Here is a 25377-nt window from a genome sequence, read left to right as displayed (position 1 = left end):
TACGCTCGTAGCAGCGCAGTGTCGCCGTGCCGCTCGGGGGAGTCCGTGGTCGCGAAGAGTTCCGCCGAACCCAGCTTATCGATCCTCGAACCGTCCAGGCCGGTGTTCCGGCGCAAGCGCTTCCTGCTGCCGTTCGGCATCTCGGCGGGCATCGCGCTGGTCGGCGTGGTCGCGCTGCTCGTCTCGGGCGCGGTCGCGCTGCCGTTCCGGGGCGTCACGGTCGTGCGGGCCATGATGGCCTCGAAGGTCGAGTTCTTCTCCGACGCCGAGGTCCGCCGCATCCTGATGGCCAACGGCATCCAGGTGCACCTCACCGACTCGGGCGGCTCGACCGAGATCGCCAAGGAGCGGGCCGACCCGACGTCGTTCGACTTCGTCATGCCGTCCGGCCAGCTCACGGCCCGGCAGATCCACGACCGGGTGGGCGGCACGCCGTTCTACCCGTTCACCACGCCGCTGGTGATCGCCGCGTTCAGCGACTACGCGCGGGCGCTGGCGCACGCGGGGGTGGCCGAACCCCAGTCGGACGGCGACGGCCTCTACTACACGCTGGACATGGCGGAGTTCGTCGGGCTGACCCTGGAGGGCAAGACCTGGAAGGGCATCGAGGGCGGCGGCCTGACCAGCGAGAACCAGATCATCGCCCAGTCGCCCGACCCGTGCCGGGCCTACTCCGGCGCGGCGTACCTGGCGGTGGTGGCGTTCGCGGCCAACGACCGGCGGGCGCCGACGGAGGCCGAAGCCCTGGCGGTCGCGACGAAGATCAAGCCGCTGTTCGAGGTCGAGGGCCAGTTCGGCGCGGGCATCGGCCGCACGTTCTTCGGTCCGGACGGCCGCACGTTCGCCCCGGTCAGCGTCATCTACGAGCACCAGTACCTGGCCTACCAGATCCGCACCGAGGAGCGCACCGGCGAAGTCGACCGCGACCGCGTGCTGCTCTACCCCGACGCGCACCACCACGCCGAGCCGTGGCTGATCGCGTTCAGCGAAGCGGGGGAGCAGGTCGGGCGGCTGCTGCAGGAGAACCCGGACCTCCAGCGGCGCGCGTTGGAGCTGGGGTTCCGCCTGGGACGGGCGGGCAGCGCGTCGGTGGGCACCGTGCTCGCCGAGCGCGGCATCCCCGTCGGCAACCCCGGTCAGGGCGACACCGAGGCGTACGTGGCCAAGCCCGCCGCGCTGGCCACGATGATCGGGGAGCTCGGGGACTGCCCGAGCGGGGTGCCGCTGTGAGGGCGCTGGCCGCCGTGCTGGTGACCGCGGCGGCGCTGGCGGGCTGCACGTCCGCCCGACCCGACCCGGTCACGCTGACCGTGCTGGCCAGCTCGGAGCTGGCGGACCTGGCGCCGGTGCTCGCCGACCTGCGGCGCGACACCGGCGTGGAGCTCAGGCTCGACCAGCGGGGCACGGTGCGGGCCAGTGAGGAGCTGGCCGCGGGCGTCGACCACGACCTGGCGTGGCTGGCCACGAACCGGTACCTCCGGCTGCAGGGCGCCGACCTGCCGCTGTCGACCAGCACCATGCTGTCGCCGCTGGTGCTGGGCGTGAAGGCGAGCCGGGCGGCGGCGTTGAGCGGCGCGTCGTGGGCCGACGTGGCGGGCCGCGCGGCGGCGGGGGAGCTGCGGTTCGGGATGGCCGACCCGCGCGTGTCCGGCAGCGGGATGGCGGCGTTGATCGGGGTGGCCACGGCCGCCGCCGGTACCGGCGCGGCGCTGCGGCCCGAGGACGTCACGTGCGACAAGCTCCAGGGCTTCCTGACCGGTCGGGCGTTCGACGCGACCGGCGCGGCGGAGGTCGTGGACGAGTACGTGCGGCGGCAGGACGACGTGGACGCCGTGGTCACCTACGAGTCGGCGGTGCTGTCGCTGAACGCGTCCGGGCAGCTCCGCGAGCCGTTGGAGGTCGTGTACCCGCGGGACGGGATCGTGCTCTCCGACTACCCGTTGATGCTGCTCAAACCGGACAAACGAGCCGCGTACGACCGGGTGGTCGAGTGGCTGCGCACGCCCGCGGCCCAGCGGTCGATCATGGAACGCACGGCGCGCCGGCCGGTGGACCCGCAGGTGGAGCGCACCGACGCGCTGCGCGAGCCGATCGGCACCGCGCTGTACTTCCCGGGCACGCAGCGGGTCGTGGACGCGCTGCTGGCCGCCTACGACCGGGCCGGTCGGCCCGGTCGGGTCGTGTTCGTGCTCGACCACTCGACGTCCATGGCCGGTCCGCGCCTCGCCGGGCTGCGGGAGGCGTTCGCGACGTTGAGCCGCGCGGGCGGGTTCGACCGGTTCCGGGTGGGGGAGGCGGTCGTGCTGGTGCGGTTCGCGGGGACCGTGCTGGAGGAGCGCACGGTCGTCGTCCGCGGCGCGGCGGACCTGGAGGCGTTGGCCGGTGCGCTGGAGACGGCGGAGCTGTCCGACGACGGCACGGCGATCTGGTCCGCGCTGGACCACGCCTACCGGGTCGTCGGCGAGGGCACGGTGGTGCTGATGACCGACGGCGAGAACAACGCGGGCCTGACCGCGGACGGGTTCCTGGCCGCGTGGCCGCACCCGCCCGCGCGCACGTACGCGATCCGGTTCGGCGAGGCCGACCCGGTGGAGCTGGACCGGGTGGCCCGGGCGACCGGCGGGCGGGTCGTGGACGCCACCACCGGGTCGTTGCTGGAGGCGGTGAAGGAGATCCGTGGCTGTCGATAGCAGGCTGTGGTGGTCGGTGTGGTGGCCCTGGGTGCTCGTGTGGGCCGTCACCGCGCTGGCGCTGCTCGTGGCCGCCGGCGTCGCGGTGTGGGCGTGGCGGTCGCGGCACCGGTACGCGCCCTCGCGCGAGGTGCCCGGGTTGACCATCTACCTGCACGAGAAGTCCGTGATGGACCTCTACCAGGTCGGCCGGTACGGCGACGCGATGACCAAGGAGGTCGTCGACCGGGTCGGCGTCACCAAGGACGGCAAGATCGCGCTGAAGGGCCTGGACCTCGGTGTCGAGGGCGCGCGGACGTCCGGGCGCGAGGTGGTGAAGACCTACATCGAGCAGTACGAACCCATCGCGGTCGTGGGCGTGCTGCTGGACGCGCTGGAGTCCGCGTCCGGTGTCGTGCACGTCGACCTGCGCGACCTGACCGTGCTGCGGAACACGGCGCTGGAGCAGCACCTGGAGTCGTTCGACTCCGTGCGGCTGCGGCGGATCGACTCGTACGTGTCGGTGAAGGGCGTGTTCCGGGTGGCGTCCGACGGTGACGGCACGACGGTGTTCCTGGCGCCGTTCGGCGACCCGGACGACCCCGAGCAGGGCCCGCAGGTGCGGGTCGAGTGCTACAACGGCGGGCTGCGCGACGAGGTCGTGCCCGAGGGCGGGTTCCAGGCGCGGTGCCTGGGCAAGGTGCAGGCGTGGCAGGCGGACCCCCAGCAGTTGGTCATCCGGCCGATCGCGATGTTCCAGTGATCCGGCGTGCGATGCTTGGCCCATGGCATCGGTACCGGAGCGGCTGATCGACGCCGCGACGCGGTTGTTCGCCGCCAAGGGCTTCGACCGGGTCGCGGTGCAGGACATCGTGGACCTCGCGGGCGTCACCAAGGGCGCGATGTACCACTACTTCGGCTCCAAGGACGACCTGCTGCACGAGATCTACGGCAGCCTGCTGCGCATGCAGACCGAGCGGTTGGAGCACTTCGCCGCCGGGTCCGCGCCGGTGGCCGAGCGGCTGCACGCGGCGGCGGTCGACGTGGTGGTCACCTCGGTGGACAACTTCGACCAGGCGCGGGTGTACTTCCGGTCGGCCGACCACCTGGCCGAGGACAAGGTGCGGGAGATGCGGGTCGAGCGGCGGCGCTACCACGAGCGGTTCCGGTCGCTGGTCGAGGAGGGGCAGGCCTCGGGCGTGTTCCGCACCGACGTGCCCGCCGACCTGACCGTGCACTACTTCTTCGGCACCGTGCACCACCTGGGCCAGTGGTACAGCGCCGACGGCCCGCTGTCGGCCAAGCAGGTGGGCCGCCACTTCGCCGACCTGCTGCTGGCATCCCTGCGCCCCGTTCCGGAGGACTCACCGTGAAGCCCGACCTGCACCGCTACCTGCGCTCGGCGCGCGAGGCGGTGCTGTGGAAGCTGGAGGGCCCGTCCTCCTACGACGTGCGCCGGCCGTTGACGCCGACCGGCACGAACCTGCTGGGCCTGGTCAAGCACCTGGCCGCGATGGAGGTCGGCTACTTCGCCGACACGTTCGGCCGGCCGTTCGGCGAGCGGTTCGAGTGGATGGGCGAGGACGCCGAGCCCAACGCGGACATGTGGGCGACGGCCGAGGAGTCCGTCGAGGACATCACCGGGCTCTACCGGCGGGCCTGCGCGCACGCGGACAGGACGATCGACGCGCTCGACCTGGAGTCGACCGGGGAGGTGCCGTGGTGGCCGCCGGAGCGCCGGGTCGTCACGCTGCACCTGGTCCTGGTCCACATGATCGCCGAGACGAACCGGCACGCGGGCCACGCCGACATCGTCCGCGAGCTCGTCGACGGCGCGGCCGGTCTGCGCCCGACCAACGACAACATGCCCTCGGTGGACTGGCCGGCCTACCGCGCGGAGCTGGACCGCGTCGCCCGCGAAGCCGGGTCCTGACCGGTCGGTGCCGGCCGCCCGCGCGGTGGTCGTGACCGTGGCCGAAGGGAGCAGGGGTCTCCTCGGCGGAAACCCCTGCTCCGGTCGACGCGGTCAGGCGGCCGGGACCAGCAGGACCACGGTCTCCGCCACGCACGCGGGCTTCGGGTTGCCCTCGATCTCGACGGTCACCTTCACCACCGCCTGCTTGCCCTGCGCGACGTCGGAGATCCCGGCCAGCTCGGCGCCGGCCCGCACCCGCGACCCGACGACCACCGGGCTGGGGAAGCGCACCTTGTTCAGCCCGTAGTTCACGCCCATCGCCAGCCCCTGCACCGCGTAGATGTCCCGCACCAGCAACGGGATCAGCGACAGCGTCAGGTAGCCGTGCGCCACCGGCGCGCCGAACGGGCCCGCGGCGGCCTTCTCCAGGTCCACGTGGATCCACTGGTGGTCGCCCGTGGCGTCGGCGAACAGGTTGATCTCGGCCTGCGTGATCTCGTGCCACTCGCCGTGGCCGAGGTGCTCGCCCTTGGCCGCCGCCAGCTCCTCCAGGTCAGCGAATACGCGCATCATCAGTCCTTCGGTCCGCCGGCGACGTAGACGACCTGACCGGACACGAACCCGGCCCCCTCGCTGACCAGGAACGACGCGGTGTGCGCGATGTCCTCGGGCGTGCCGACGCGCTGGACCGGGATCGCCGCCGCCGCGCCCTTCTTGAAGTCCTCGAAGTCGACGCCGACCCGGGCCGCCGTCGCGGCGGTCATCTCGGTCGCGATGAACCCCGGCGCGATGGCGTTCACCGTCACGCCGAACTTGCCCAGCTCGATCGCCAGCGTCTTGGTGAACCCCTGCAGACCCGCCTTGGCCGCCGAGTAGTTCGCCTGGCCCCGGTTGCCCAGCGCGGAGGTGCTGGACAGGTTGACGATCCGGCCCCACTTGGCCGCCGTCTGGAACTTCTGCACCGCCCGGCTCATCAGGAACGACCCGCGCAGGTGGACGTTGATCACCGCGTCCCAGTCGTCGTCGGTCATCTTGAACAGCAGGTTGTCCCGCAGGATGCCCGCGTTGTTGACCAGGACGGTCGGCGCGCCCAGTTCGTCGGCGACCCGCTGCACCGCCGCGTCCACCGCCGCGCTGTCGCTGACGTCGACGCCCACCGCGATCGCGGTCCCGCCGGCGGCCTTGATCTTCGCCACGGCGTCCGCGCAGCTGTCCTCGGTGAGGTCGAGCAGCGCGACGGCCATGCCGTCCTGCGCGAGCCTCGTGGCTACGGCGGCGCCGATGCCGCGTGCGGCACCGGTGACGATGGCCACCCGTGCGTCCGTCTCGGCCACGGTCAGTCCTCCTTGATCTGCGGGCCTAAGCAACCGCTTAGTAACCTACCGGCGACCTCGCCTTGACGCCAGAGCGCGTCAGGGGAACCATACCGACTGGTCGGAATGCCAGCCAGAGGAGGCGCGGTGGAGTTCTCGGGCAAGGTCGCACTGGTCACCGGGGCCGCGAACGGCATCGGCGCGGGGGTGGCACGTCGACTGGCCGCCGCCGGCGCGTCCGTCGTCGTCGCCGACGTGGACGACGAGCGCGGCAAGGCCGTGGCCGGAGAGGTCGGCGGCGTGTACGCGCACTGCGACGTGCGCGACCCCCGGCACAGCGAGGCGGCCGTCGCGACGGCCGTGGAGCGGTTCGGCGGTCTCGACATCGCCGTGCTCAACGCGGGCATCGCCACCGGCTTCGGGCTGGGCGACGACTTCGACGCCGAGCGGTACCGCACGGTCATGGGGATCAACCTCGACGGTGTCGTGTACGGCGTCCACGCCGCGTTGCCCGAGCTGCGCAAGCGCGGCGGGCGGATCGTAGCCACCGCCAGCATGGCGGGTCTGATGGCCATGCCGATGGACCCCCTCTACGGCGCGAACAAGGCCGCCGTGGTCGGGTTGGTCCGCGGCCTCGGCCCGGTCGCCGCCGCGGACGGCGTCACCGTCAACGCCGTGTGCCCGTCGTTCGCTGACACCGCCATCATCACCGGCTTCAAGCCCGCGCTCGAGTCGGCGGGGATGCCGGTGATGAGCGTGGACGACGTGGTCGACGCGTTCGTCGCCGTGTTGCGCGAAGGCCGGCCCGGTGAATGCTGGTTCGTGCAGGCCGGACGCCCCAGCGCGCCGTTCGCCTTCCCCAACCCGCCCGGCCCGCGCACCGCCACCGGCGAACGCGTGCGGCTCGGCCACGACCCGATCGCTGCCAAGGAGAACTGACACCGTGCGCGCCATCCAGATCACCGAGTTCGGCGGACCCGAAGTGCTCACCGAGGTCGAGCTGCCCGACCCCGTCGCGGGCCCCGGCGAACTGCTCGTCGACGTCAGCCGCGCGGGCCTCAACTACGCCGACACCCACCAGGCCGAGAACTCGTACCTGGCGAAGATGGAGCTGCCGCTGGTGCCCGGCGGCGAGGTCGTCGGCACGGCGGGCCACCGGCGCGTGGTCGGCCTGACCAACTTCGGCGGGTACGCGGAGAAGGCCGTCGTGCCGGAGGCGACCGCGTTCGACGTGCCCGACGGGGTGGACGACCTGACCGCGTTGAGCATGGTCGTGCAGGGTGCTACGGCTTGGCTGCTGCTGCGGCGCAGCGCGCACTTGGAGCCGGGGGAGAGCGTCGTCGTGCACGCGGCCGCCGGCGGTGTCGGGTCGCTGGCCGTGCAGCTGGCGAAGAAGTGGGGCGCGGGCCGCGTCATCGCCACCGCGAGCACCGAGGACAAGCGTCGGCTGGCGCTCGACCTGGGCGCGGACGTCGCCGTCGACTCGACCGCGGCGAACATGACGGACGCGCTGCGCGAGGCCAACGGCGGCCGGCGGGTCGACGTCGTGCTGGACATGACCGGCGGCGAGGTGACCGACCAGAGCCTCGCCGCGCTGGCCCCGTTCGGCCGGCTGGCGTTCTACGGCATGGCCAGCCGGGAACAACCGACCCCCGTCGCGCCGGGCAAGCTGCTGGTCCACTCGACCGCCGTCGCCGGCATGTGGCTGCCGCACGCGTTCAAGCTCCCGGGCCGCGTCGTCCACCGCGCCATGGCCGAGCTGTTCGACCTGGTCCTGTCGGGCGACCTGCGCGCCGTCCCGGGCGGCGAGTACGGCCTGTCCGAAGTGCGCCGAGCCCACGAAGACCTCCGCGCCCGCCGCACCACGGGCAAACTGGTCCTCGACCCGTCCCGCTGACCGGCTCGAGCGGCCCCGCTCGGCCTGTCACGGCGGAGCGGGGCTTCCGACGGGCCGCCGTCAGTCGAGGCTTCCCGCGATCCTCCGCAGCTCCGGAAGCCGTTCGCCGAGCATCCGGTGGAGCCTTTCGGCCGCCACGGGGTCAGTGCGACGGTCGCGGTGTGATCGAAGCTGACCTCGTAGTCGCCGTCTGCGGTGACCGACTCCTTGAACTCCGCCCGACCGGACACCCGGAAGTAGGCCGAGTGCTCGACCGGGCTCGCGTCACCGAGTTGTTCCACCACTTCTCCTTTTGCTCCCACGGTCGGCCCTTGGTCGCCCGTGGCTATCTAGGCCATCTAGATAGGTAACGCCAACGTGCTCGTGGGCGCGTGGACCTGTCTAGATAGGTTCTACGATGGAGTGATGGTCCAGATGAAGCCGTGGGTGGAGATCGCCGAAGAGCTCCGGCGGGAGATCGGCCGGGGCGTCTACGGTCCCGGCGAACGACTGCCCTCCGGGACTGATCTGATGAGCCGCTTCGGCGTCGCCCGGCAGACGGTTCAGAACGCCATGGACCAACTCCGTGCCGAGGGGTTGGTGTCGAGTGTGGCCGGGCGGGGTTGGTTCGTCGCGGAGCGGAAGCCGATCGTCCGCCTCGCGCGCAACCGGCTGAGCAAGGCGGAGCGGACCGAGGGGCGTGGCACGTTCCTGTCGGACGCGGCGGCCGGGAAGTGGCAGCCCGCTGTCACGGTGGAGGTCCGGCGCGAGCAAGCACGTGAAGACGTGCGCTCCTACCTCGGCCTGGCTGCCGACCAGGACCACGAGGTGGTCGTGCGGGACCGGGTCATGCGCGCCGACGGCGAAGTGGTGCAGCTCGCTGTGTCGTACCTGCCCGCCGAGATCGCCGGTGGCACCCGGCTCGAAGAAGCCGACACCGGACCGGGCGGTGCCTACGCGCGGTTGGAGGAGCTGGGTTTCGAGCTGACGCACTTCACCGAGGTGGTGTCGGCACGCTCACCGCGGCCCCGTGAGGCGGAACTCCTGCGACTCCCGCTCGGCTTCCCCGTGCTCCAGGTGATCCGGGTGGCCTTCGCGGGCGACCGCGCGGTGGAGGTCAACTACATGACCATGGGCGGCGAGCGCTACCAGCTCGTCTACCAGATCGACGCCGGCTGACGCGGTCCGCTCGCGGAACGGGTGTCGTCGCTCACGGCACCCGTTCCGCGCGGGTCGGTCTCAGTCGCTCAGCTCGGCCAGTGCGGCCTTGACCTTCGCGAGCTCGGCCTCCAGCTCCTCCATCCGCGTGCGGTGCTGGGCGCGGGCCGCTTCGATGACCTCGTCGATGCCGCCCGCGATGTCGTCGTGCAGCTCCTTGGCCGCCCGCGACACCGCCGCGGCCGAGATCGGGAGACCCTGCACGACCCGCTTGGTGCCGTGCACCAGGTCGGCCTGCCACTCGCCGTCGGCGGTTCCGGTGACGGTCAGCGTCAGCTCGACCGTGCGGGTTTTCTTGGCCGTCGACTTGGGCCGCTTGGCGGGCTTCGCCTCGGCGTCCGCGGACCTGGTCTCGACGTCCGCGGGCTTGGCCTCCGGCTCGGTGGCCTCGGCCTTCGAGGGCTGCTCTGCCTGCGCCACGGGTGCGACCTCCTGCTGCACGGGTGCGGCGGGCGCCTCGGCGTCCACCGTCTCTTCCTGCTCCACGAGCGTGTCCGCCTGCACGTTCTCGTTGTTCCTCTCTGCGCATCCGGCTCGACCCGGCGTGATCATAGAACACGTGTTCGATGGTGGGTCGATTGCCCCGCACAGCGTAGGGTGTCGGCCTTGTGAGCGGTTGGAGGGACTTCTCCGCTCGCCGGTTCCTGGACCGGTTGAGCGACGAACTCGGTCTCGCGGCGGTGCTGGCGCCCGGTGTCCTGGCGCCCGGGGTGCTGGCGGCGATCGACCAGCACGGCGCGGCGGTGCGCGACATCCTCGCGTTCGGCGTGCCCGCGGCGGCGGTGGCCGGCGCGGTGCTGCTGGCCGGTTACGCCAAGGGCGTGCTGGACGAGGCCAAGGCGCACGGCTGGGAACCGCCCGCGCTCGTGGACTGGCCGAACGCGGACTGGCTGACGCTGAGACTCGTCGCCGTCTGCCACCTCGCCCGGCGCGACGAGCCGGCCCTCGAGGGTTAGCGCGGGAGCGACGCCCTGATCCACAGGTGCCACGGGACCGCGTCGTCGCCGACCCGCGGTTCCCGCAAGGCCTCGATCAGCAGACCGGCGTCCTCCAAGGCGGCGGTGTAGGCGCCCAGCGGGTGGTTCCACCCGGTGAACCGCATCCGCATCCCGTCCCGCTCGACCTCCTCCTCGAAGCGGTGGCGGCCGAAGTAAGGCCGGTCGAGGACGAACACGCCGTCACGGCGGCTGCCGGTGTCGGTGATCGGGTGGGTGATCGACAGGCACAGCCTGCCGCCCGGTTCGAGCACCCGGCCGACCTCGGCGACGGTGCCGGGCATGTCGTCGACGTCCATCAGCACGTTGTAGGCGATTACGAGGTCGAAGCCGTCGTCCGGGAACGGCAGGTCCGCCGAGTCGGCCGCCAGGTACCGCCCCTCCGGGTCGGCCCGCCGTGCCGCGTCCAGCAGCGTGGGCGAGGCGTCGATCCCGGTCACGCGGTGGCCGCGGGCGACGAGGTCACGCGCCACCCGACCTTCGCCGCACCCCAGGTCGAGGGTGGCCCGCCCGGCCGCCGGGACCAGCTCGAAGAACGCCTCGCGATACCGCCAGTACGAGTCGAAACCGGGCTTGCGCACCCACGCGATCCAGTTCCGCGCCTGCTCTTCCCAGTCCTGCCCGCCCGCGGTCAACGCCCTCTCCGTCATTTCCCGCACCCTAATGCGGCGGTTCGTGACCCCGGCTTCCACCGCCGACCACAAGGCAGCGGGCCCCGCCGTTCTGCACGGTGATGTCCGGTCGGCTCGAACCGGACGGCGACGGGCTCGTCGTCACCATCGCGGGCGGCGGGCACCCACCCGCCCGTCCTGCGGGCTGCGGGCGGGGTGGAGACGTTGCCCACGTCGGCGGCACCGTCGTCCTCACCGGGGAACTCGACCACCAGGCCGTCCCGCACCTGCACGAGGCGCTCACGCGCCTGCGGCTCGCGGCGGGCTCGGCGCCTTCCTCGTCGCGCACGAGCCGGCCGTGGCGGCGGCTGACGGCTCAGCCGGAGAACCACGGCTCGACAGCCGGTCCCGCACGCGCCACCCGCGCGCGGGACCGGCCCAGGCCTGTTCTCAGCGGGCGTCGTCCGACGTGGCGGCCAGCGCCTGGTCCAACGTCTCGTGCAACGGCAGCAGGGTGTCCATCGCGGTGGCCGTCAGCGACCGGCGCACCGCGCGGCTGGCCACGACGTGCACCGGCGGGCGCCGGAGCGAGGCGTTGTGCGTGCGGATGTGTCCGAGCGCGGCGATGCCGGAGGAGGCGAAGAACGTGACCTCCGACAGGTCGACGACCAAGGAGCCCACTCCGTCGTCGAGCAGCTCCAAGCAGCGTTCGCGCAGGTCATCACTGTTGGCCATGTCGATGTCCCCGACGACGCGGACGATCACCGCGTTGTCGTGGCGGTCGACGACCAACTCCGGTGTGGGTGATTCGGCAGCATTCACCGCACCATCATGACCCAACGACCGAGCGGACCGCGTCGGCAGGCGACGCCGCGCACCGAGCCGGGCCGCGACCTGCCGAGCCGTCCGACGCGCCGGGCGAGTCCTCGGTGCGACCGACCCGTGGCCGCGGATGCTGCTCGTGGACCACCCTCCCGGGAGTGGGGAGCCGTGCGCCACGCGGTCGGCAAGAGCGTGTGGGCGGTCCTGGCCGGCCGCCCCCTCTGCCCCGCCACAACGCCGGCCGACTGATCCGACCCCGTGCGGCCGTGCGAACTCAGCGGTGCCCTTCCCGCGTGCCGGAGCCCGATCCGGTCGACCTGTAGAAGCAATCGAACCGCTCTTGCTCGGACACCCCGGAATCGTCGTACCCCGCCGGCAAAATAAAAGCAGGGGTTCCCTTGGCGGGGACCCCTGCGGAGCGTGGACGGGTGGGTCAGCGCTGTTCACCGGGCGGGTACTGGCCCGGGTGCGGCTGGACCGGCGGCGCGGGCGGCATCGGCTGCCCCACCGGCGGGGTCGGCATGCCGGCCGCGTGCGCCGGGGTCTCGGTGATCCGGGTCGTCCGCTCGGCCGGCGAGACGCCCGCGGCCGTCCGCCGCACGTCCTCACGGCCTCGCTGGTAGGCCTCCGCCTGCGCCTTGGCCTGCGGCGCCTCGTTCTCGGCCTTGGTCAGCCAGCCCTCCCAGCGCTGCTGCATGGGCTTGATCAGGCCACCGCCGACGCCGACGACCATGATGCCGCCGACCGTGGCCAGGATGGTGATCAGGATCGGGGTGGTGACGGTGGTGGCGACGCCGATCTGGTTCAGCGCCGCGATCACGCCGAGCGCGATGATGAACCACGAGGCGACCTTGCCGAGCGTCGGCCCGTAGGACAGCCCGCCGAGCGCGCGCGAGGTGATGTCCTGCACGGCCCGCGCGATGGCGGCGGCCACCACGATGATGATGATCGCGACGATCGCCCGGGGCAGCCAGGCGACGATCTCGGTCAGCAGGGTGCTCACCGGGTTCGGCCCGAACACGCCGAACGCGATCTGCAGGGCGATCAGCAGCACCGCGTAGTACACGATCTGCGCGACCAGGCCCGAGGCGTCGAACTTCGAACGGGCGAGCGCGTCACCGATCCCCCCGCGCTGGACGGCGCGGTCGAAGTGCACGCGCTCCAGCACCTTGTTCACCGCCGTGCGCAGCAACCGGGCCACGATCCACCCGATGAGCAGCACGACGAGGAAACCGACGAGCTTGGGTACGAAGGTCACCACCGAGCGCAGGGCGTCACCGGCGGCGTCACCGATGCCTTGAGCCTGCGCCGTCTGCGCGGCGAGCAGGGCGTTCATCGTCTTCGACCTCCTCGGACGACCGGTTCGTCTCCAGCAACCGGTTACCCGAGGTGCCCGGGGTAAACGCAGGTCCCTCGAACGGGTGAAGTGCGTGACGTCGGGCTGGTCGCCGCCCCCCGCGGCGACCAGCCCGACCACCTCGACGGGCCCTAGGGCGCCTGCACCAAGCCCGCGCCCACGTCCGTGGACGGCAGGGGCAGCCGGCGCGCGGTCTGCGCCAGCCTCGCCCACAGCTCCCACCCGCGGGCGCCGTGCTTCTCCGCGATGAGCGCCGCGACACCGGCGACGTGCGGCGTGGCCATGCTGGTGCCCTGGATGCGCTTGTGCAGGCCGATGCCGCTGTTCTCGGAGTTCCAGCTGGAGTAGACGTCCACGCCGGGACCGACGATGTCGACCTGCCCCACGGTGTCGACCGTGCCGCAGGAGAAGAACGCGATCGCCCGGTTCACGTCCACCGCGCCCACCGACAGGATCGACGGGCAGTTGGCCGGGTGGCCGACCGGCGCGACCCTGCCCGGCCGGCTGCTCTCGTTGCCCGCCGCCGCGATGATCAACGTGCCCTTCGCCATCGCGCGCGTGGCGGCCTGCTCGAAGATCTGCGAGTGCGGCGTGCCCGGCCGCACGGCCGCGCCCAGCGACATCGACACGACCGCGCACCCGTTGGCGATGGCCCACTCGATGCCCGCCAGGATGCCGCTGTCGCTGCCGCTGCCCCGGTTCGACAGCACCTTGCCCGCGTAGATCTCGGCCTCGTGGGCGACGCCGTAGCCCGGCCCGCCGCTCGCGGCCTTGCGCGGCCCGGCGGACGAACCGATGCAGTGCGTGCCGTGGCCGTGCGCGTCGTCCACCGTCTCACCGTCGATGAACGACTGCGTCATCACGGAGCGGCCCGCGAAGTCCGGGTGCGCGACCGTGAAACCGGTGTCGAGCACGGCCAGCCGCACGCCCTTGCCGGTGGCCGAGCTGATGTTCGCGCCCACGGCCTGCAAGCCCCAGGTGAACACGGACTCGTCCACCGCCGCGGCCTCGTCCGCGTCCGGCGGCGCGGTGTAGGCGTGCACGACCCGTTCGGCCTCGACCACGGCGATCGGGCCCGGCGCGTCGGCGGCCCGCGTCAGCTGCGTGACCTGGTCCGGCGTCGCGCTGACCACGGCGACGCCCAGCTCCTGGAAGATCACGCCGTCGGCCGCGGCGAACTCCGCTCTGGTGGCGGAGTCCGCCGTGCTGGCGGCCCTGATCCCGGCGACCCGGTTCATCTCCCGCGCGCCGGCCGCGACGGACTTGTCGTCGAGGAGGACCAGGTAGCGGCCGGTGGTCTCGGTTCCCGCTGGTTGTGACATGACGACCCCCTTCGGGGTTGGACGGCAGTCAGGTGTAACCCCGGACCACGTCCGCGCTCAATCGGCCGGAAGAGTTGGCCGTGCGCGCGGACGTGCCTGTATGCCGTAGTGGAGCCGTCGGGTCGGGAAGAGATACAGGTCAGGCGGTCGCCGGCGTCGTACCACGCTTTCGGGTGAACTTCTTGGCCAACGGTTCCACCACGCGCGCCGCGACCGGCCCCAGCACCGCCATCAGCAGCACGTAGGCCGTCGCCAGCGCCGCCAACTGCGCGTCCACCGCGCCGGACGCCACCGTCAGCGACGCGATCACGATCGAGAACTCACCGCGCGCCACCAGCGCCGCGCCCGCCCGGGCCCGGCCCATCCGGCCGATGCCCTGCCGCCGCGCCGCCCACCACCCGGTGGCCACCTTCGTCAACGTGGTCACCACGGCCAGCGCCACCGCGAGCCCCAGCACCGGCGGGATCGACGCCGGATCGGTGTTCAACCCGAACACCACGAAGAACATCGCCGCGAACAGATCGCGCAACGGCTCCAGCATGCGGGTGGCGTTCTCCGCCGTCGACCCGGAGATCGCGATGCCCAGCAGGAACGCGCCCACCGCCGCCGACACCTGCAGCTCCGACGCCACACCGGCCACCAGCAGCGCCGCGCCCAGCACCTTGAGCAGGAACACCTCCGGGTCGGGGCTGTCCACCAGCGCCGACACGTACCGGCCGAACTTCAGCGCGATCACCAGCACGACCGTGATGGCGGCCAGCGAGATGCCCACGGCGGTCAACCCGCCCGCGAAGCTCACGCCCGCCAGCACGGCGGTCAGGATCGGCAGGTACACCGCCATCGCCAGGTCCTCGAACACCAGGACCGACAGCACGACCGGCGTCTCCCGGTTGCCCAGCCGGCCCAGGTCCCCGAGCACCTTGGCGATGATCCCGGACGACGAGATGTAGGTGACGCCGCCCATCGCCAGCGCGCCCAGCGGACCCCAGCCCAGGATCAGCGCCGCGATGACGCCCGGTGTGGCGTTGAGCACGATGTCCATGAGCCCGGCCGTCCACGACCGCTTGAGCCCCGTCACGAGCTCGGCCGCCGAGTACTCCAGGCCGAGCAGGAGCAGCAGGAGGATGACGCCGATCTCGCTGGACAGGTGCGTGAAGTCTTCGATGCCGTGCAACGGCACCAGGCCGCCCTGCCCGAAGGCCAGGCCGCCGATCAGGTAGAGCGGGATCGGGGAGATGCCGATCCGCCACGCCATCTTGCCGAGCAGGCCCAGCCCGAAGAAGACCGCGCCGAGTTGGATCAGTGCGAGTGCGGTGCTGTGCAAGGTGGTCAGCCACCGCCCAGCAACTCGGCCGCGGCGCCCAGGCCGTCCACCGTGCCGACCACGACGACCAGGTCGCCGCCCTCGAAGACGAAGTCCGGGCGCGGCGACGGGTGCACCGAGCCGCGGCGCACGACGGCCACGATGGACGCGCCGGTGCGCGTGCGCAGCTCCGTCTCGGCCAGCGGGCTGCCGTCGAACCGGGAACCGGGCACGACCGGGAACTGCTTGGTGGAGATGCCCGCGACCTCGCGGTGCTGCTCCTGCAGGTGCGCGACGAGCTGCGGCGAGCCGAGCAGCCCCGCCAGCGTGCTCGCCTCCGCCGGCGTCAGGGCTATCGACGCCGCGCAGTCGTCGGGGTCGTCGAGGTGCGACACGATCAGCTCGAACTTGCCGTCGCGGTGGGTGATCACCCCGATCCGACGGCCCGCGCGGATCATGAAGTCCTGACGGGTGCCGATCCCCGGAAGCGGCGTCACCTCGACGTTCACAACATGTGATCCTAGACGAGTGAGTACACCTGTCCGGGCGATAAGCCGGGGTTGGGTCGTCCGTGACCGCGTGCCCGGACCCGACGTGGACGAGTTCGCCGAGCCGGAACGCGTCGTCGCGGCCCTGGCCCGCGCCCGCCCCGGCACGCTGCTCGCCGTCCAGCACCCGCACCGCACGCCCGCCGCGCTGGCCGCCGGGTCGTCGCTGCTCGACGCCCTGCCGCACGCCGTCGCCGAGCTCGCCCACCTGCGGCGCACCGCCTACCGCGAGGTGCGGGACGTGGTCGCGCCGTACCGGGTGGACGGCCCGGACGGCACCGCTCACGGGCTGCTGTGCATGGTGGACCCGGCGGCGGTCGGGCACACCGAGGACGTGTACCCCGAGGTGGTCGCCGAACGCGCCCGCGTGCTGTCCGGCCTGGGCTGCGTGACGAGCGCGGCGATGCTGGTGCCGGTCGCCCGCGACGTGCGGCTGACCCGGCTGGTGGCGGAGGTGGACGACGAGCCCGCCGTGTTCGTGGTCGACCCGGGCGGGCGGCGGCACTGGCTGTGGCTGGTCGGGCCGGGTGAGCGCCAGGACGCCCTGCTGGAAGCCGCGGGCGAGCACCCGCTGCTGGTGGCCGACGGCAACCACCGGGTCGCCGCGTCGGCCGGGTTGTCCGGGCTGTTGGCGCTGGTCACGGCGGGTCCGGACCTGCGGATCGGGCCGATCCACCGCGTCGTGGCGGACACCGGGCTGTCGCTGGCGGACATGGCGGTGGCGTGGCGTGCGCTCGGGCTGGCCGTGACGCCGGTCGACGCCGCGACCCGCCCGTCACCGGGGGTGGTCGTCGCGGTGGCCGGGTCGGCCGCGGTGCGCGTCGAGCTGCCACCGGCCGGCGTGGACCACGCGTTCGTCGAGGAGGTGCTGCTGGACAAGGCGCTCGGCCTGGACCCGGAGAGCCCGCACGTGCGCCCGGTGGCCGGCGACGTACCCCACGGCGTGCCCGCGGACGCCGTCCTGCTGATCGCCCCCGTGCCGCTGGCCGACGTGCTGGCCGTGCACGAGGCGGGCGGGCGGATGCCGCGCAAAAGCACCTACTTCACGCCCAAGCCGCGCAGCGGGTTGTTGTTGGCCGACTTGGACTGACGCGGTTGTCCACAGGCGCCCGTCCACGCACCCGAATCGTCAGTCCCCGCCGGCAGGATGAAAGCAGGGGTCCCCTTGCCGGGTACGCCTGCGAGAGCGATCGGCGGGGCCGGTTCCGAGCGTGGCGACCGCTCGCGGGTTCCAGGCGGCCGTTCGCGAGCGGACCGTCGGGGGCGGAAACGCGGCCCGCGGCGGTCACCGCGAGGTGGGGCCGGGAAAGCTTTTCGGCGGGACCGGCCCGCGGCGGCGACCTGATGCGGGTGTGACGGGCCGCACCAGGCACAATTGGAGGTTGACGACCGTCGTCGCGTTGAGGAGGAAAACCCCGTGGGACACGGTGAGCTGCGTGGCGTGGTGGCCCTCGACGGCCCCTCCGGCACCGGCAAGTCCTCCGCCGCGCGCCGGCTCGCGGCCGCCCTCGGCGCGCGCTACCTCGACACCGGGGCGATGTACCGCGCGGTCACGCTGGCCGTGCTGCGCGCCGGCGTCGACCTCGCCGACGCGGCGAAGGTCGCCGACGTCGCGGCCGCCGCGCTCGTCGTCCAGGGCACCGACCCGGACCGCTCGACCACCGTCCTCGACGGCGCCGACGTCGGCGCCGAGATCCGCGGCCCCGAGGTGACGCTGGCCGTGTCACCGGTCTCCGCCGTGCCCGCCGTGCGCGAGCTGCTGGTCGCCGAACAGCGCCGGATCATCGCGCGGGCCCTGGACGAAGCGGGCGGCATCGTGGTCGAAGGCCGCGACATCGGCACCGCCGTCGTCCCCGACGCCCCGCTCAAGGTCTACCTCACCGCCGACGCCGAGGCCCGCGCCCAGCGCCGCGCCAAGCAGGACAGCGCGTCCGGCCGCGAGTCCACCCTGGACGCCACGCTCGCCGACGTGCAGCGCCGTGACGCCTACGACTCGTCCCGGGCGGTGTCGCCGCTGCGGGCCGCCGACGACGCGGTCGTGCTCGACACGACGTCCCTCGACCTGCCGGGCACGCTGGCCGCGCTGCTCGACCTGGTGGACGACCACGGGCTGCTGGCCCAGCCGAGCGGACGGGTGCGCGGGTGACCGACCAGCTCCCCGAGGGGTCGGCGCCCCGGCTGCACGACGTCGGCCGGTGGATCTCGCGCGTACCCCTCCGGGCGTCGTTCCGGGTAAGGGCGCGCGGCATCTCGCGGTTCCCGCTCGAAGGCCCCGTGGTCGTCGTGGCCAACCACAGCTCGATGGCGGACGGGCCGATCCTCTTCGGCCTCTTCCCCCGGCGTGTGGTGTTCTTGATCAAGCAGGAGATGTTCAAGGGCGTGGTGGGCACGCTGCTGCGCAAGATCGGCCAACTGGCCGTCCGGCGCGGCGCGCCCGACCGGGAGCCGCTGCTCGCCGCCCAACGGGTGCTGCGGGCGGGCGGTGTGGTCGGCGTGTTCCCCGAGGGCACCCGCGGCACCGGCGACGTGGCCGAGGCGCAGGCCGGCGCGGCCTGGCTCGCCCGCTCGACCGGCGCGCTCGTCGTGCCCGTCGCGTGCCGCGGCACCCTGCGCCCGGCCGGGACCCGACGGAGGTTCCGGCCCGTGGTGGACGTGCTCGTGGGTGAGCCGTTCGAGCTGCCGGGCGACCGCGGTCGCCAAGCGCTCGTGAAGGCCACCGAGCAGGTCCGCGACCGCTTGGCCACGCTGGTGGCCGAGCTCGACAGCCAGCGAGGAGAAGCACGATGACGGACTTGGACGGCACCTGGGCGGACGAGTCCGACTGGACCGCGTTCGACGAGACGGTGGAGGGCGAGGAGGGCGGCACGCCGCCGATGCCCGTGCTCGCCGTCGTCGGCCGGCCGAACGTGGGCAAGTCGACGCTGGTCAACCGCATCATCGGCCGCCGTGAAGCGGTCGTGCAGGACGTGCCGGGCGTCACCCGCGACCGCGTCGCCTACGACGCGCTGTGGAACGGCCGCAAGTTCACCGTGGTCGACACCGGCGGCTGGGAACCCGACGCCACCGGCATGATGGCCTCGGTCGCCGCGCAGGCGGAACTGGCCATGGCCACCGCCGACGCGATCCTGTTCGTCGTCGACGCCGCCGTCGGCGCCACCACCACCGACGAAGCCGCGGTGAAACTGCTGCGCCGGTCCAAGCGGCCCGTGCTGCTGGTCGCGAACAAGGTCGACGACGAGCGGCTGATGGCCGAGGTCGCGTCCCTGTGGTCACTCGGCCTGGGCGAGCCCATCCCGGTGTCCGGCCTGCACGGCCGCGGCTCGGGCGACATGCTCGACGCGATCCTCAAGGCCTTGCCCGAGACGCCCCGCGAGACCTACGAGGCCGTGCGCGGCGGCCCGCGCCGGGTCGCCCTGGTCGGTCGGCCCAACGTCGGCAAGTCGTCCCTGCTCAACCGGCTGACCGGGGAGAACAGGTCGGTCGTGCACGACGTCGCGGGCACCACCGTCGACCCGGTCGACTCGCTCGTGGAGCTGGACGACGAGCTGTGGCGGTTCGTCGACACCGCCGGCCTGCGCAAGCGGGTGAACTTCGCCTCCGGCGCGGAGTACTACGCGTCGCTGCGCACGAAGGCCGCGATCGAGTCCGCCGAGGTCGCGATCGTGCTGCTGGACGCGTCCGAGCCGATCAGCGAGCAGGACCTGCGGGTGCTGACCATGGTCGTCGACTCCGGACGTGCCTGCGTGCTCGCGTTCAACAAGTGGGACCTCGTGGACGAGGACCGGCGCAACGCGATGGTGCGCGAGCTGGAACGCGGACTGGTCCGGGTGCCGTGGGCCGAGAAGGTGAACATCTCGGCGTTGACGGGGCGCGCGGTGCGCAAGCTCGCGCCCGCGCTGCGGACCGCGTTGACGTCGTGGGACACCCGCGTGCCGACCGGCCAGCTGAACTCGTGGCTGACCGACCTGATCGCCGCGACCCCGCCGCCGGTGCGCAGCGGCAAGCAGCCGAAGGTGCTGTTCGCCACCCAGGCGAGCACCCGGCCGCCGACGTTCGTGCTGTTCACGACCGGTTTCCTGGAAGCCGGGTACCGGCGGTTCATCGAGCGCAAGCTGCGCGAGGAGTTCGGCTTCCAGGGCAGCCCGGTGCGCATCTCGGTGCGGGTGCGGGAGAAGCGCCCGAAGAAGTGACCCGACGCCCGCGCGTCCGTCGCGGCAGGTTGCTCCGGCAGGCCGAATGCGGTTGCCTGACGTCGTGCCGGTGCGATTGGTCCTCGCCGACGACGAAGCGCTGCTCCGTCGAGGGCTGAAGGTGCTGCTCGAAGCGGACGGCCGCGTCCAGGTCGTGGCCGAAGCCGCGGACGGCGCCGGGCTGCTCGACGTCGTCCGCCGGTTCCGGCCGGACGTGGCGCTGGTCGACGTGCAGATGCCGGGCATGGACGGGCTGGCCGCGCTGCGCGCCGTGCTGGCCTGGCCCGACCCGCCCGCGCTGGCCGTGCTGACCACGTTCGACCTGGACGACTACGTGGCCACGGCGCTGGACCTGGGCGCGCAGGGCTTCCTGCTCAAGGACGCCGAACCCGACGCCCTGGTCCGCGCCGTGCTCGACCTGGCCGCCGGGGGAGCCGTGCTCGACCCCCGGATCACCGCCCGCCTGCTGCCCCGGCTCCGCGCCGCCCGGCTGCGCCACAACCCGCAGCTGGACGGCCTGAGCGCCCGGGAACGCCAGGTGCTCGAACTGCTGGCCAGCGGACAGCCGAACAGCGCCATCGCCGCGTCCCTCGGCCTCAGCGAGGCGACGGTGAAGAGCTACGTGTCGACCGTGCTGACCAAACTGGGCGTCGAGAACCGCGTCCAGGCCGCCCTCGTCGCGCACCAGGTGGGCACGTGGTGATCCTCCTGGAGTTCCTGGCCGTCGTGGTGCCCGCCGCGATGGTCCTGCTGGCCGACCACGTCCCGTACACGTGGTCCATCCCGACCGCGCTGGCCGCGTGCCTGCTGCTGCCGGTGCGCCGGTGGCGGCCGTCCCTCGCCGCCCTGGCCTGCCTGCCGGGCCTGGTCGGCGGCCTGGGCTGGCCACCGACCGTCGTCGCCCTGTACCGGGTGGGCCGCAAGTGCACCGCGCCCGTGATGATCACGTGGGTCGCGCTGGCCACCGTGCTGCCGTCCACGCTGGTCGTCGCCACCCAAGCCCTGCCGCCGGGTGCCGCGCTGCTGACGTTCTCGTTCAGCCTGTTCATGGCCGGCGCCCCCACCGCCCTCGGCGCCCTGATCACGACCAGACGCGAACTGACCGCGAGCCTGGCCGAGGCGTCCCGGGCGCGAACGGCCGAGGTCGAGGCGCGGGAGGACGGGGCCCGTGCCGCGGAACGTGCCCGGATAGCGCGCGAGATCCACGACGCCGTCGGTCACCACGCCACCCTCATCGCCGTGGAGTCGGCCGCCCTGGCAGCTACCACCGACGACGCCGAGACCCGTGACACGGCACTGCGCCTGCGTGCCCTCGCCAAGGACGCCCTGGCCGAGATGCGCGCCGCCCTGGGCCTGCTCAACACCGAACCCACTCCCGGCTTCGAGGGCATCCCGGCCCTGGTGGACCGCGCCAGATCCGCCGGCCTGACCGTGCACTACGAGGACGACAGCGGCCAACCCCCACCACCCGCCACCGGCCGAGCGGCCTACCGAGTGGTGCAAGAGGCATTGACCAACGTGACCAAGCACGCCCCCAACGCCTCCGTCCACGTCCGACTGTCGAAAAAGGACGGAAACCTGCGCGTGACGGTGACCAACGACCGCCCCGCCCACCCCCGACCGATCCCGGACCAGGGCGGCCAAGGCCTCCACGGCCTGAAGGAACGAGTGACCCAAGCCGGCGGCACCCTGACCGTGACCACGGGCCCAACCGACACCTTCACCGTCGACGCCACCCTACCGACGGGTCCGTCGAAAGTTGACACAGATGACTCGACTTTCGGCGGTAGTGCACCAACCCGCGCCACCGCATAGTGACCTCCGAGGCGCCGCTCCGGGGGGAACCGGCGACCGAGGGGACCAGGGGCCCGCCACTCGCGGGCCCCTGCCGTTCTCGCAGGTAGAGCCCCTGATCTTCCGATCAGGGGGGGGCGTGTCGGGGGTCCGTTGCGAGTGCGCTAAGCTATCCGCGCACCCCACAACGGGATGCGGCCGGGACGTGGCGCAGCTTGGTAGCGCACTTGACTGGGGGTCAAGGGGTCGCAGGTTCAAATCCTGTCGTCCCGACGGTCGACGAAACGCCCTCTGACTGGACTTAGAACCAGCTCAGAGGGCGTTTCGCTATTTCCGGGCCGATCTTGCCCATGATCACCGTCGTCCCTACTTGGGGACCACTTGGGGACCAGGCCTCACGATCTCTCACACGGCCCTGAGATTCGGCCGACGTGGGGACCGCAAGTGCTTGGACAGCAGCTCGCCCGCATCGGTGACTGACCGCCTGTCGGGGTGCAGGTACCGCTGTGTCGTGGTCAACGATCCGTGACCGGCAATCCGCTGGAGGTGGTGCACCGGTACCCCGGCGTCGGCCAACCACGTCAGGCCGGTGTGGCGGAGATCGTGCCGCCGCAGGTACTCGTAACCGAGCTTGGTCACGACCTCGTCCCAGTGGGTAGCGTCCCGCAGTACCGCCGTCGAGATGCGTCCGCCACGCGGCCCGGTGAACAGCCGCGCATCGGGCCTGCCGTTGACCTTGTCGATCCGTCGTTGGATGAGCGGCCGGACCTCTTCGATCAACGGCACCGTCCGAGCGCGCTTGCCCTTGGTGCCCTTGTCCACCAGGCCACCCGGTGCCGTGGTGGTTTGACGGCGAATCCTCCACGTCCAATCGGAGGTGTCGATGTCACCGACTCGGCAGCCCGACACCTCACCGATCCTGGCCGCCGTACACGCAGCGAAGATCACCACGTCGCCCCAACCCGAGTAGTTCTCGTGTGACCGCTCGACCAGGGCGTTCGCGAGCCGGGTGAGCGTCTGCCAGTCCGGCAGCGCCAGCGACCGGGGATCGTCCAGCTCATCCTCCGCCCGCAGGTACTCACGCTGCCATCCGGTGATCCGCGCCGGGTTCCGGTCGATGATCCCGTCACGCAACGCCTGCTCCATGATCCGCACCAGGACGGCGATGCTGTTCTTGACCACCGACCGGCCGCACTCGTCGGCGATCCAGCCGTGCACCGCCCTGTCCACTACACCGTTGGTAATCATGCGCACGGGCAGGTGACCGAGCGTCGGCACGACCCGCTTGCGCCAGCCCGCAAGGTAGGGGTCCATCGTCTTGGCTTCCAGGCCGCGCATGGCCAACGTCATGTTGGCGTTGCCGTAGTCCACCAAGGGCATCGTCGCGGCCGAGGGATCAACGCCACGGGCAGCGGCACCTTTGATCATCTCGATCCAGGCGTCGGCTTCTTCCGACGTGGCGAAGGACTCCGACTTGGACGGGCGGGTCTTGGTGACGGGATCGACCCACCGCACACGAGCGCGGTAGGGCTTCCGACGTCCGGGCCGGTGTTCGACGTCGGACGACAGCGGCACCCCGAGTGGTGGTTCGACGCGGGTGCCCATCAGGCCGCCTTCCTCGGGTCGATCCGCCGACTGGCCAACCACTCCTCTACGTCGTTGGCGCTGTAGAGCGTCACGCGCGAGGTCAATTGCACGAACGGTGGTCCTTGTACTGGCCGGGCCGTTCGCCAGCGCCTCAACGTAGAAGGGTCGACACACAGGAGCTTCGCCAGCTCCTCTGTTGTGAGCCATCCACCGCCGAGGAGACCGGTTGTGCTCACCACACACCGCCTTCGCGGGGGAGGTTGTCCCACCAGGTCTTGAGGTCGGCGCGGGTGCTGAACCAGTAGCCGCCGACCTGGGTGCCGGGGATGGTGCCGTTGGTCAGGTACTCGGTGGTGACCCCGATGCTCAGGTCGAGCAGGAAGGCCACCTCGGTCAGCGTGAACAGGGAGGCGCGCGGGTCGATGTCGACTTCGGGCCCGTCGTACGGGTCACCGTCGGAAGGCAGGTCGAACGGGTTGTTCGGGCCGGGGATGGGGTCGAAGGGGTTCACGGGGTCTCCTCCCCAGTTCGGCGGGACAGCTTGCGGGACGCGATGGCTGCGGCCAGCTCGCGTTCGGCGTCGGTGCGGTAGCCGACTCCGGTCATGGCCCAGTCGTTGACCACGAGCACGGTCGAGCTGTCGACCACGCCCAGGCGGTCGAGCTGTTCGGCGTACCGGTGTTCGGTCCGTGCGGTGCGGAGGGCGGTGAAGGTGACGGAGTAGCGGCGGGACTTGGTCAGGAAGTGGCCCCGGAAGCCGAGCATGTGCGCCCACTTGCGCAGGTTCAGCCCAGCGAACTCCGGCAGTCCGCCGAGCCGCCAGGCCGTCGAGATCATGGCCTTGTGGTGCTCGGACACGTCCAGGTCCGCGATGGACTCCTCCCGCTTGATGCGGCTGTCCACGCCGGAGGTCGCGCCCGTGCCCTTGGTGGCGTACTTGGCGATGTACCCGGCAACCTTGCGGTCGTGCACCGCCGCGTCCGGGTCACCCGACTCGTGCGCCGCGATGGGCTCCGCGTCGACCTGCTCACCCCACGTCAGGATGTGCTGTCCCACGGCGTCGCTGTCCTTGGTCGTGACCGTGACGGAGGCAGCCGCGGAACGCACCACCGCACACAGCAGCTCCGGAGTCACGGTGACCGGCGCCGGTGAGCCGGGACCGTCCGGGCCGTCCACCCGGATCACGGCGTGGAAGTGCACCAGGCCCCGCCGCTGGTACTCCGCGACCTTGGCGTAGGAGACGCGCAGGTGGTCGCGCAGCTCGCCGCGCCGGATGCCGAGTGCGTCGGCCAGGTGGCGGGCGGTGGTGATGGTGAAGCGCCGCCACAGCTCCGAGGCGTGCGCCTGCCACAGCACCGCGCCCACGTAGTCGTAGGAGCCGGAGTCGAGGGGAGTCCCGAGACGGGTGTCCGCGTCATGGTGGAACTCCCCGCACGCGCAGCGCCGAGGCTTGCCGGAGCGGGTACGCGGTTGGTTGTGGACCTTGCCGAACGACGGCGGGGTCAGCGTGGCGAACACCCGCACGTGTCCCGACACCGACTCGGGCACGCCCTTGCCGCCGGTCAGGCCGGAGCGGACGAGGTGGAAGGTGTCGGAGGCGTAGCGGGCCGAGCAGGGCTCGCACACGGCCTCGCGCCGGTTGCCGCACGGCACCAACAGCGAGCCCTCGAACCCGTCCAGCACCACACCGGCCGAGGTGTCCTCCAGGCGCGTGGAACCGACCAGGCGGACCGGACGGGCGCAGCCGTGCACCGACTCGACCCGACCCCGCCACGACCGGTAACCGTTGGAGCGCAACAGATTCGTCAGCCGCTCGTCCTCAGTGGACAAGCGCGGAACCAGAGCGGCAGAGGTCAT

The 25377-nt window shown here is 72.1% G+C and carries 28 protein-coding genes and 1 tRNA gene; 16 read left to right on the top strand and 13 right to left on the bottom strand.

Going from position 1 to position 25377, the window contains the following annotated elements; genetic code table 11:
• Positions 1–102 precede the first annotated feature (102 nt).
• Genes FHX81_RS11675 through FHX81_RS11655 form a run of 5 tightly spaced genes read left to right on the top strand, consistent with a single transcriptional unit; the run spans position 103 to position 4602 of the window.
• A complete protein-coding gene (locus FHX81_RS11675) occupies positions 103–1230 on the top strand; it encodes a hypothetical protein (RefSeq protein WP_141977769.1) in 1128 nt (375 codons plus the stop codon).
• The gene (locus tag FHX81_RS11670; RefSeq protein WP_141977767.1) at positions 1227–2690 is read left to right on the top strand and encodes a vWA domain-containing protein; all 1464 of its coding nucleotides are present in this window, start codon (positions 1227–1229) and stop codon (positions 2688–2690) included. The genes FHX81_RS11675 and FHX81_RS11670 overlap by 4 nt, the downstream gene beginning before the upstream one ends.
• A complete protein-coding gene (locus tag FHX81_RS11665) occupies positions 2677–3432 on the top strand; it encodes a hypothetical protein (protein WP_141977765.1) in 756 nt (251 codons plus the stop codon). Before FHX81_RS11670 ends, FHX81_RS11665 begins: the two co-directional genes overlap by 14 nt.
• Before the next feature lie 22 nt (positions 3433–3454).
• Positions 3455–4042, top strand: a complete 588-nt coding sequence (locus FHX81_RS11660) for a TetR/AcrR family transcriptional regulator (RefSeq protein ID WP_141977763.1) — start codon at positions 3455–3457, stop codon at positions 4040–4042.
• Positions 4039–4602 (top strand): DinB family protein, encoded by a 564-nt coding sequence (locus tag FHX81_RS11655; protein WP_141977761.1) that lies wholly within the window; start codon positions 4039–4041, stop codon positions 4600–4602. The genes FHX81_RS11660 and FHX81_RS11655 overlap by 4 nt, the downstream gene beginning before the upstream one ends.
• A gap of 93 nt (positions 4603–4695) precedes the next feature.
• Here FHX81_RS11655 and FHX81_RS11650 read toward each other — a convergent pair whose 3' ends face one another.
• Both FHX81_RS11650 and fabG read right to left on the bottom strand, forming a co-directional pair.
• On the bottom strand, positions 4696–5154 hold the full coding sequence (locus FHX81_RS11650; protein ID WP_170232021.1) for a MaoC family dehydratase: 459 nt from the start codon (positions 5152–5154) through the stop codon (positions 4696–4698).
• Between the two features lie 2 nt (positions 5155–5156).
• On the bottom strand, positions 5157–5918 hold the full coding sequence (fabG, locus tag FHX81_RS11645) for a 3-oxoacyl-ACP reductase FabG (protein WP_141977757.1): 762 nt from the start codon (positions 5916–5918) through the stop codon (positions 5157–5159).
• A gap of 126 nt (positions 5919–6044) precedes the next feature.
• Between fabG and FHX81_RS11640 the strand changes: the two genes are divergently transcribed.
• The 3 genes from FHX81_RS11640 (at position 6045) to FHX81_RS11630 (ending at position 8952) form a co-directional block, all read left to right on the top strand.
• A complete protein-coding gene (locus FHX81_RS11640; protein ID WP_246107773.1) occupies positions 6045–6836 on the top strand; it encodes an SDR family NAD(P)-dependent oxidoreductase in 792 nt (263 codons plus the stop codon).
• Between the two features lie 4 nt (positions 6837–6840).
• A complete protein-coding gene (locus FHX81_RS11635) occupies positions 6841–7794 on the top strand; it encodes a quinone oxidoreductase family protein (RefSeq protein ID WP_141977753.1) in 954 nt (317 codons plus the stop codon).
• A 405-nt stretch (positions 7795–8199) separates the two neighbouring features.
• Positions 8200–8952, top strand: coding sequence for a GntR family transcriptional regulator (locus FHX81_RS11630; protein WP_141977751.1), 753 nt, complete (start codon positions 8200–8202; stop codon positions 8950–8952).
• 60 nt (positions 8953–9012) lie between these two features.
• Here the strand turns inward: FHX81_RS11630 and FHX81_RS11625 are convergent, their stop codons facing one another.
• Positions 9013–9495 (bottom strand): DUF6319 family protein, encoded by a 483-nt coding sequence (locus FHX81_RS11625; protein ID WP_141977749.1) that lies wholly within the window; start codon positions 9493–9495, stop codon positions 9013–9015.
• Positions 9496–9599: 104 nt separating this feature from the next.
• Here FHX81_RS11625 and FHX81_RS11620 point away from each other — a divergent pair, with 104 nt between their 5' ends.
• The gene (locus tag FHX81_RS11620; protein ID WP_141977747.1) at positions 9600–9947 is read left to right on the top strand and encodes a DUF6401 family natural product biosynthesis protein; all 348 of its coding nucleotides are present in this window, start codon (positions 9600–9602) and stop codon (positions 9945–9947) included.
• On the opposite strand, the gene FHX81_RS11615 is transcribed toward FHX81_RS11620, so the two are convergent.
• The 6 genes from FHX81_RS11615 to FHX81_RS11590 all read right to left on the bottom strand — a co-directional run bounded on the left by FHX81_RS11615 (position 9944) and on the right by FHX81_RS11590 (position 15910).
• Positions 9944–10636, bottom strand: coding sequence for a class I SAM-dependent methyltransferase (locus tag FHX81_RS11615; protein ID WP_141977745.1), 693 nt, complete (start codon positions 10634–10636; stop codon positions 9944–9946). The genes FHX81_RS11620 and FHX81_RS11615 overlap by 4 nt on opposite strands.
• 411 nt (positions 10637–11047) lie before the next feature.
• Positions 11048–11419 (bottom strand): STAS domain-containing protein, encoded by a 372-nt coding sequence (locus FHX81_RS11610; protein WP_141977743.1) that lies wholly within the window; start codon positions 11417–11419, stop codon positions 11048–11050.
• Positions 11420–11852: 433 nt separating this feature from the next.
• Complete coding sequence (locus FHX81_RS11605; protein ID WP_141977741.1) at positions 11853–12755, bottom strand: mechanosensitive ion channel family protein; 903 nt, start codon at positions 12753–12755, stop codon at positions 11853–11855.
• Between the two features lie 152 nt (positions 12756–12907).
• Positions 12908–14098, bottom strand: a complete 1191-nt coding sequence (locus FHX81_RS11600) for a S8 family serine peptidase (RefSeq protein ID WP_141977739.1) — start codon at positions 14096–14098, stop codon at positions 12908–12910.
• Positions 14099–14237: 139 nt separating this feature from the next.
• A complete protein-coding gene (locus FHX81_RS11595; protein WP_141977737.1) occupies positions 14238–15422 on the bottom strand; it encodes a cation:proton antiporter in 1185 nt (394 codons plus the stop codon).
• Positions 15423–15427: 5 nt separating this feature from the next.
• On the bottom strand, positions 15428–15910 hold the full coding sequence (locus FHX81_RS11590) for a cation:proton antiporter regulatory subunit (RefSeq protein ID WP_170232020.1): 483 nt from the start codon (positions 15908–15910) through the stop codon (positions 15428–15430).
• A 19-nt stretch (positions 15911–15929) separates the two neighbouring features.
• Here FHX81_RS11590 and FHX81_RS11585 point away from each other — a divergent pair, with 19 nt between their 5' ends.
• The 7 genes from FHX81_RS11585 to FHX81_RS11555 all read left to right on the top strand — a co-directional run bounded on the left by FHX81_RS11585 (position 15930) and on the right by FHX81_RS11555 (position 22206).
• The gene (locus tag FHX81_RS11585; protein WP_141977735.1) at positions 15930–17039 is read left to right on the top strand and encodes a DUF1015 family protein; all 1110 of its coding nucleotides are present in this window, start codon (positions 15930–15932) and stop codon (positions 17037–17039) included.
• Positions 17040–17366: 327 nt separating this feature from the next.
• Positions 17367–18095, top strand: a complete 729-nt coding sequence (cmk, locus tag FHX81_RS11580; RefSeq protein WP_141977732.1) for a (d)CMP kinase — start codon at positions 17367–17369, stop codon at positions 18093–18095.
• Complete coding sequence (locus FHX81_RS11575; RefSeq protein WP_141977730.1) at positions 18092–18736, top strand: lysophospholipid acyltransferase family protein; 645 nt, start codon at positions 18092–18094, stop codon at positions 18734–18736. The genes cmk and FHX81_RS11575 overlap by 4 nt, the downstream gene beginning before the upstream one ends.
• Positions 18733–20139: a ribosome biogenesis GTPase Der gene (gene der, locus FHX81_RS11570; protein WP_141977728.1), complete on the top strand. Its 1407-nt coding sequence runs from the start codon at positions 18733–18735 to the stop codon at positions 20137–20139. The genes FHX81_RS11575 and der overlap by 4 nt, the downstream gene beginning before the upstream one ends.
• A gap of 46 nt (positions 20140–20185) precedes the next feature.
• Entirely contained in the window at positions 20186–20842 is a 657-nt protein-coding gene (locus FHX81_RS11565; RefSeq protein WP_141977726.1) for a response regulator, read from the top strand.
• Entirely contained in the window at positions 20836–21954 is a 1119-nt protein-coding gene (locus FHX81_RS11560) for a sensor histidine kinase (RefSeq protein ID WP_246107772.1), read from the top strand. Before FHX81_RS11565 ends, FHX81_RS11560 begins: the two co-directional genes overlap by 7 nt.
• Positions 21955–22132: 178 nt before the next feature.
• A tRNA-Pro gene (locus tag FHX81_RS11555) sits at positions 22133–22206 on the top strand.
• Between the two features lie 132 nt (positions 22207–22338).
• On the opposite strand, the gene FHX81_RS11550 is transcribed toward FHX81_RS11555, so the two are convergent.
• Genes FHX81_RS11550 through FHX81_RS11535 form a run of 4 tightly spaced genes read right to left on the bottom strand, consistent with a single transcriptional unit; the run spans position 22339 to position 25350 of the window.
• Entirely contained in the window at positions 22339–23538 is a 1200-nt protein-coding gene (locus tag FHX81_RS11550; RefSeq protein ID WP_141977724.1) for a tyrosine-type recombinase/integrase, read from the bottom strand.
• Positions 23538–23756: a helix-turn-helix transcriptional regulator gene (locus FHX81_RS11545; RefSeq protein WP_211363466.1), complete on the bottom strand. Its 219-nt coding sequence runs from the start codon at positions 23754–23756 to the stop codon at positions 23538–23540. Before FHX81_RS11545 ends, FHX81_RS11550 begins: the two co-directional genes overlap by 1 nt.
• Positions 23753–24031, bottom strand: coding sequence for a MerR family transcriptional regulator (locus FHX81_RS11540; RefSeq protein ID WP_141977720.1), 279 nt, complete (start codon positions 24029–24031; stop codon positions 23753–23755). Before FHX81_RS11540 ends, FHX81_RS11545 begins: the two co-directional genes overlap by 4 nt.
• Positions 24028–25350, bottom strand: coding sequence for a replication initiator (locus FHX81_RS11535; RefSeq protein ID WP_246107771.1), 1323 nt, complete (start codon positions 25348–25350; stop codon positions 24028–24030). Before FHX81_RS11535 ends, FHX81_RS11540 begins: the two co-directional genes overlap by 4 nt.
• Positions 25351–25377: the final 27 nt, after the last annotated feature.

The organism is Saccharothrix saharensis, assembly GCF_006716745.1.
Lineage (GTDB): Bacteria > Actinomycetota > Actinomycetes > Mycobacteriales > Pseudonocardiaceae > Actinosynnema > Actinosynnema saharense.
This window is presented reverse-complemented; position numbering and strand designations above follow the sequence as displayed.

What these genes read in the sequence shown, in the direction of transcription:
- FHX81_RS11660 (WP_141977763.1), top strand. Translation starts at nt 3,455, where the DNA reads ATGGCATCGGTACCGGAGCGGCTGATCGACGCCGCGACGCGGTTGTTC.
- FHX81_RS11650 (WP_170232021.1), bottom strand. Translation starts at nt 5,154, where the DNA reads ATGCGCGTATTCGCTGACCTGGAGGAGCTGGCGGCGGCCAAGGGCGAG.
- FHX81_RS11630 (WP_141977751.1), top strand. Translation starts at nt 8,200, where the DNA reads ATGGTCCAGATGAAGCCGTGGGTGGAGATCGCCGAAGAGCTCCGGCGG.
- FHX81_RS11615 (WP_141977745.1), bottom strand. Translation starts at nt 10,636, where the DNA reads ATGACGGAGAGGGCGTTGACCGCGGGCGGGCAGGACTGGGAAGAGCAG.
- FHX81_RS11605 (WP_141977741.1), bottom strand. Translation starts at nt 12,755, where the DNA reads ATGAACGCCCTGCTCGCCGCGCAGACGGCGCAGGCTCAAGGCATCGGT.
- FHX81_RS11600 (WP_141977739.1), bottom strand. Translation starts at nt 14,098, where the DNA reads ATGTCACAACCAGCGGGAACCGAGACCACCGGCCGCTACCTGGTCCTC.
- der (WP_141977728.1), top strand. Translation starts at nt 18,733, where the DNA reads ATGACGGACTTGGACGGCACCTGGGCGGACGAGTCCGACTGGACCGCG.
- FHX81_RS11565 (WP_141977726.1), top strand. Translation starts at nt 20,186, where the DNA reads ATGCGGTTGCCTGACGTCGTGCCGGTGCGATTGGTCCTCGCCGACGAC.
- FHX81_RS11550 (WP_141977724.1), bottom strand. Translation starts at nt 23,538, where the DNA reads ATGGGCACCCGCGTCGAACCACCACTCGGGGTGCCGCTGTCGTCCGAC.